Origin of the sequence: Leptolyngbya sp. PL-A3, assembly GCF_039962325.1 — a bacterium.
GTDB lineage: Bacteria > Cyanobacteriota > Cyanobacteriia > Elainellales > Elainellaceae > Vacuolonema.
Genome location: NZ_JAMPLB010000140.1, coordinates 1 through 5,175, shown reverse-complemented (window position 1 = coordinate 5,175; position 5,175 = coordinate 1). Strand labels below are relative to the sequence as shown.

Genomic DNA, 5,175 nt, shown 5'->3' with positions numbered 1-5,175 from the left:
GACGCAGGCAAGAACCTGCACCTCTCAATCGTTTGGGATGAGTTCGGAGATTATGACAACTTTGAGGATCTTGAGCCGCTGGGGAAGGGACTGCGATCGCTGTTGCGGGAGTCATCAAAGCATGAGTACTACCCGATCCTGATTGCCCACGGTGACCAGGCGAGTTTCTACCCTGGAGTGGCGAACATCTTGACCACGCTGAAGTCTTCGACGGTAAAGGTAGAAACCATTGGTGAACCTGTTGATGACTTCGGCACAATGGCCCCTACAGGTCGGGCAGTAGTGACTTGGCTGGATGGCACAACAGAGGATTTAGTATTACCCCCCTGGCTTACCGTAGATTTCCTTCTAAACCTGCTTCCGCCAGTTGCATCTACCTCTTCAGTGGCCTTAATTGCCAATTCAGAAGCGTCTAAAAACCAGCCAATGGCTACAACAAAAACGGCTCAAGAACCTGAGGAAACTTATCCCACAAAAGAAACTGAAAGCCTGAAAGATGAAGAGGCGATCGCCCGTGTTCGTAGTCGGTTGATTGAGAAAATCTTAGAGCTGAATGGCGAGTGGGCATCTGTTAGTAAATTGATGCAAGACTTCCGCGCCGACGATCGCCAGGTTGTAAAGCAACTTATTCAGTCAGCCGTGATGAGTGGAGTTCTTCAAAGTGAGGAGCGAGATAACCCCAACGGCACCAAGTCACAATTTGTGAAAGTTGTCTCCCGTGATTCAGCTAACAAAAACTAGCCTACCTAGGACACCCAGGACACCTAGGACAGGAATAGAAAAAACTGCCCAAAATGACCCAGGACACCTAGGACGCGTCCTAGGTAGGAACAACGGAGTCCAGCATATTCCACGGTTGTCCTAGGTTCCGTCCTAGGTCGTCCTATGTGGAACACAGGACGGCACCCAGGACGGCTACCTAGGACGCAGCATTACCCAAATTAGAAGTTCTTACAAAATGGCAAAGTTTCTATTAGGTCAATTTGATTCAACCGACATTGTAATCAATAAGAACCCTGTTTCATGGTCGGTTGATTTCACACTGCCGGATGACGTGCGAGAGAATATGGCGGCAGAAGATATTAGATTGGTTGATGGCATCTTTTGCATGACCTTCTACAGTGATCCGCATGTTAGCGATGTCATCAAATATCGAGGCTTTAAGTGGAGGATTGTAGAGCGTGAGTTCCTGGTTAATCGCCATTCAAAACGAGGGGAACCGAGAGCAGTTCCAACGCTACTTGTCGAGTATGTAGAAAAGGTCGAAGATTAGTCGATGCGATCGCCTGTTCTATGCCACAATCCCAATAGTCTTGATTCCCGCCCGCATCACTCACAGGATGTGGGCTTTTTACTGCCGACACCGCACCAACACCTACTCCCTCAATCACTGCCCCTGCAATGCTGGTGGTTTCGCTGTAGAGCATTGCAGGGCGGGATAGGAGGATTAGGAGACAAGACAAATCTTTCAACCACCCGCGCCGCCTTGGGTGGTTTTTGTTTACGCTCCTACCAGTGTCAGCAAAATCGATCCGCAGGCGACACAGACCGAGTGCAGAGGTAGAGCGTTATGAGAGCGATCGCTGTCTATGGGAGAATGACAGCAGCATGAATTAAGCTTCTCCCCCCACTCACAGCGGGTGGGGCTTTTTTCTGGTTGCACAATTTTTAAACATCTAATGCAATAAGGTTGGAGCACGTTCAAAGAAGTAAGGAACGTTATCTCCAGCGTCCAGCGGAGTTTCTTATTTAGGTATTTCCATGCTCAATCCCAAATATGCTGGGTTCGCCTCTTGGCCTGCTTGAAGCGAAGCTGTCATGAAGTGCAATTAGGCTGAAACCATTATGGAATATAGGTTTGAGTACAGTTATCTTGTACTAGAAAAATCTATTATTTTCCAAATTAGCCTCAATTAAGCAACGAGTTTGCGTTGTTTCAGGCTCCGAATTAGGGCTAATTGCATCTGGTGACAGCTTCGCTTCAAGCAGGCCAAGAAGGGTGTGGATCCGTTATTTGGGAAGGAGTTGATGGGGATTCGGAGCGATCGGGTCTTTCAGCGCTATACGAAAGGGGTGTTTAAGCAGGCGGCGGCTGAGGCGTATTTGAGGGCGATCGGGGAGGATAATGAAGAGAAGAGTTAACGTTCGCACTCACCAGACGTATAACCTTTGCCATCAACCGATCAATTGAAATATTCCGGTGCAGCGCGATGTTAGACAACCGCACACCTCCTAACAAAACTAACAACTTTTTATATTTAAGTTGTCATTATGAATTATCTTGCCAAATTGCCTTAAATTCAATCAGTGCTTCTTCTACTAAAGGGAAGGCAAAATCAAAATATTCCCTGTAGGAAAATAGCTTTAAGATTTTCCAATCAATCGACTGACTTTCTACATTAAGATGCGGGATGAAAACTTCTAAAGGAAATTCTTTCTTAATTCCCATTGAAGATATTGAATGCGTCATTGCACAGGTTAACAAGCTATATTTTTTATAAAAATAACCAATATACTGATACCATCGTTCATCACTCCAATCCCTACTGCCTGGAAATTGGTCATAATCCTTATCCAGTAGAGGTGGCATGCTCATGTATTTAAAGATTCTATCGGCAGATACTGCAAGGCGTTGGCTCATTACTTGTATCCATCGCTCATAAAATGTTTTTGAAAAGCATCCCATGTTAAAAGTTCAATGATGCTGTGTTCCGCAGCCTGAAAAGCACCTGCTTGAAATCCTGTTTTTGAAATAATTAATCCCCGATTTGCACCAACATCTGAAACTACACTTCGGAAAGAGTGAACAATACTTTTTGGAACACGGCTATTCCAGTGTTTACACTCGCATAAGTATATAAGAGGCAGATTTCCAATTTTATCCTCTACATATACATCAATATTAATTGAGCCACGTACAGTTGTCAGAGAATGCTCGATCTTGGCATCACAACCAATTTCTGTGAAGACTTGAGCTACGAAATTTTGTAGCTCTTGCCATGTACTAGGTTCTCGATCAAATATCATGCTTGCTAAAATAATTTGTAGAAATATTAAATAGTTTAGCAGTTGTACTGTCTTTTGGGCTTGAACTTTCTACACTTAATAAGTTTTAGCTGTTTATACAAGTAGACTAGCTGTCTAACGTTCGTGTTCAGCGGTGGCAGGTAACCTCTGAATTCACACCAAGATCTTGACATCATCCGCTGCAACACGGTTGTCGACTGCTGGCTGATCTATTAGGCATTCCACAGCGCTATTAATCTTGACACATACTCACGAGCGTCACCAATGTTCCATTGAACTGTTGAATCTCCGAATAAATAACTCATTTTGTTTTGGCATATAAACCTTTGCCAAGAATCATTATATAGTTGAGAATTCAACCAATTTATAGAGTCAACAAATGTTGATTGATAACTAGCACTAAATTTGCTGTTAGGGACATTAAAGAGAAGGCACTCAACGAAATAAGAGGGGAATCGCCCTAATAAAAATGGATATTCATCAGTAACTCGATTTCGAGCATTTTTAAAGACTCTGACGTTAGGCTTATATAAGCCTCTTGTCTGTTGCTGCGAGTTCTTGCTTGCACCATTCTCATAATGCAATTTTGGGAAGTTATAAATTTGGCGCCATTCAGGAAGTGTCCAAAAGGTCATTCCCTCTGCTGTGAGTCTCATATTTTCATAGTGTTTATATTCTACCGCTACGACTACATCTGCCTTAATTCGTCCACTATTGGGCAAGAGTTTAATCGATTTACTACCTGACGTGTCAACGTATTGAAAACCATAGTAGTTAGAAAGAGCAGTGATTACCTCTTTGCGAAACTCTGACCAACCATAGGCAGTGGATGTTATTCCTAACTGACTTTTCTCGCTATCAGTAAGGTTTGAGTAGAAAACCGAAGTGAGTTCGACTACAAGATCCACATCGCTATCGCCACGGATATTTGTTGAATTTCGATATGAGCCTTGTAAATAAGTTTCATAGGTAATTCCAGAAGACCATCGATAAGTTGACAACGCGTTTCTAATTGATTCATGAGTCTGTTGGGCTGATACAGTTGCCCCTTGATTAGACCATGTTTGGAGTTGAGATTCAGATATAACCATAAGACTAGTGCGTTTAGAAAAGATAAAGACAAGTTTTAAGGTTGCTGATTTGCTACTCGTAGAGCCTCTACTCTTGTCAAATACTCACGAGAAACAAGCTTGAATTCCATAGCTCCGAGATTCTGTCTGCCACGACCAGTAAAATAATCACCGACCAATTCCTTACCATTTGGAGATAGCTGTAAGCTAGCTGTACCTCGATGAGCATTCATAGTATTGACACTCAAAGCGGATGGTTCATTCATATACTCATATTTCAAACAAGGTTCTGATGATTCTTGCGTATTAACTGCCGCCATAATGGAATACGAACTAGAACTTTGAGTAGTTAAACGCACATTTAGTCGTGTCCAGGTTTGCCGAATATACAAAATTACCTCTGGAACATCAGTTCCACCACCATAAGACGAGTGAATAACTCCTACCCAAGTTCCTTGAAGATTTGGAATCGACGAGAATGATATAACTTTGAACTTTTGATACCACAGATGTTTATCAAACCACTGATAAATTAGTCCGTAAAACCCCATGACCGAAGGAGCATCAACCCACCAAGGAACTTCCAATTTTGTGAGTTTCAACCCGGAACTTAAAACTAGAGCGCAAACTACAGCAAGGAACGCCAGCCAGACTGGAGTAGACTCTCGCTCGGAAGCATTTGTTGCATAGGCGTGCATAGAGGCTTAACCCAGAGAGCTAGTTCTATATATCTATATGTAGTGTATACTGCAAGCTTTTGACGCTATATAGCGAGCTATTCTAACTTCATACTCAATACGAATGAACTATTAGGGAGGTAGAAATAACCGTACCTGGTTTGACTCAATTAGTAGTAAAAACCGAGCTCAAGTTCTAACAGTTCACTTTAGAGTCGCTTCGCCCCAACCCAAAGCTCAAGCAGTCGAACACTGCCCATTACCCGCTACAGATAACCTTTCTTACTTGGCCCACTTGAAGGGGTGCGATGTAGAAAGTCGAGTGTTTGAGGATTAAAGACAATCCTCACAAGTGAGTGGAGAGCCGTCTCTCCCAGTGGAATCTGTCCCACTGTCCCCAC

Annotated in this window: 7 protein-coding genes; 2 read left to right on the top strand and 5 right to left on the bottom strand. The window is 43.2% G+C overall.

The genetic code is table 11. From position 1 onward, the window contains the following. On the top strand, window positions 1-741 hold a 741-nt coding region (locus NDI52_RS34650; RefSeq protein ID WP_348257198.1), incomplete at its 5' end, for a hypothetical protein. Window positions 742-1,193: 452 nt separating this feature from the next. On the opposite strand, the gene NDI52_RS34645 is transcribed toward NDI52_RS34650, so the two are convergent. Continuing rightward, a complete protein-coding gene (locus tag NDI52_RS34645; protein ID WP_348257197.1) occupies window positions 1,194-1,472 on the bottom strand; it encodes a hypothetical protein in 279 nt (92 codons plus the stop codon). A gap of 529 nt (window positions 1,473-2,001) precedes the next feature. Between NDI52_RS34645 and NDI52_RS34640 the strand changes: the two genes are divergently transcribed. Next, window positions 2,002-2,142: a hypothetical protein gene (locus NDI52_RS34640; RefSeq protein ID WP_348257196.1), complete on the top strand. Its 141-nt coding sequence runs from the start codon at window positions 2,002-2,004 to the stop codon at window positions 2,140-2,142. A gap of 127 nt (window positions 2,143-2,269) precedes the next feature. Here the strand turns inward: NDI52_RS34640 and NDI52_RS34635 are convergent, their stop codons facing one another. The 4 genes from NDI52_RS34635 to NDI52_RS34620 all read right to left on the bottom strand — a co-directional run bounded on the left by NDI52_RS34635 (window position 2,270) and on the right by NDI52_RS34620 (window position 4,795). Then, window positions 2,270-2,641, bottom strand: a complete 372-nt coding sequence (locus NDI52_RS34635) for a hypothetical protein (protein ID WP_348257195.1) — start codon at window positions 2,639-2,641, stop codon at window positions 2,270-2,272. Next, window positions 2,641-3,027 carry a restriction endonuclease gene (locus tag NDI52_RS34630; protein ID WP_348257194.1) on the bottom strand — a complete coding sequence of 129 codons (387 nt, stop codon included), beginning with the start codon at window positions 3,025-3,027 and terminating at the stop codon, window positions 2,641-2,643. Before NDI52_RS34630 ends, NDI52_RS34635 begins: the two co-directional genes overlap by 1 nt. 212 nt (window positions 3,028-3,239) lie before the next feature. After that, window positions 3,240-4,118, bottom strand: a complete 879-nt coding sequence (locus NDI52_RS34625) for a nucleotidyltransferase (RefSeq protein WP_348257193.1) — start codon at window positions 4,116-4,118, stop codon at window positions 3,240-3,242. A gap of 35 nt (window positions 4,119-4,153) precedes the next feature. Next, window positions 4,154-4,795, bottom strand: coding sequence for a hypothetical protein (locus NDI52_RS34620; RefSeq protein WP_348257192.1), 642 nt, complete (start codon window positions 4,793-4,795; stop codon window positions 4,154-4,156). Window positions 4,796-5,175 lie beyond the last annotated feature (380 nt).